At 74.1% G+C, this 1,019-nt stretch carries 1 pseudogene; it reads left to right on the forward strand.

Going from position 1 to position 1,019, the window contains the following annotated elements:
• A pseudogene (locus ACYVE7_RS34585) lies at positions 1–1,019 on the forward strand (sensor histidine kinase); the annotation flags it as partial.

Here is a 1,019-nt window from a genome sequence, read left to right on the forward strand (position 1 = left end):
CGCTGGACTGGCCGCACTGGGGGTCGGCCGGAGCGGGGCTGGCGCTGCTGCTGCCCGGGGTGCTGCTGGCCGTCCGGATGCCCCGGCACTGGCTGTCGTGGCTGCTCATCGGCTGCGGCGCCAGCTCCGTCGCCGCCGCGTTCGGCACCTGCTACGCCACCTACTCCCTGATCGTCCACGACGGGACGCTGCCGCTGACCGGCGCGGCGATCACCGCGGGCGGACGGTTCGGGCCGATCATCCACTTCGCGATCCCCGGGATGATGGTGCTGTTCCCCGACGGCCGGCTGCCCGCAAGGCCCTGGCGGATCCCGTCGGTCGCCGCGCTGGCGCTGGTCGGCGCCGCGATCGGCTCCGTGCTCACCCTGCCGTGGCGGGCCATGACCGAAGGCGGCGCCGAACCGGGGCCGCCGCTGTCGAACTTCACGCTCGACCCGTTCACCCCGCCGGGACTCGCCGCCGTCGAACAGGCCGGCGACTACGTCTTCGGGCTCGGCGCGCTCGGCGGCATGGGGCTCGCGATCGCCGTCACCATCGGCCGGTACCGCGCCGCCTCGCCCACCGGACGGCTCCAGCTCCGCTGGATGATCCTCGCCGTCATCGCCAACGCCGCGCTGATCGTGTTCGGCAGCCTCGTCAAATCCGACTCCGGCGGCCCGTGGGACCTGCTGTTCGTCCTGGCCAACCTGCTGCTCTCGGTCGCCGCGTTCATCGCCATCACCCGTCACCGGCTCTACGACGTCGACCTGCTGCTCGGCTGGACCCTCCTGTACGGGATGCTCGCCGCCGCCGTCATCGCCCTCGACCTCGCCGTGTTCCTCTCGGCCCAGACCCTGGTCCGCGACCGGGTCGCCGCCGTCGCCGCGGCGGGGGTCGTGGCCGTCGCCTACGGGCCGCTGCGCGTCCGGCTCCAACGCCTGGTCCACCGGATCCTCACCGGCCGCGGCGACCCTTATGAGGTGGTGTCGGCGCTCGCCCGGCGGCTGGAGGAGAGCCCGGGCCCCGGCGAACTGCTCGCC

This window comes from Actinocorallia lasiicapitis, assembly GCF_054778695.1.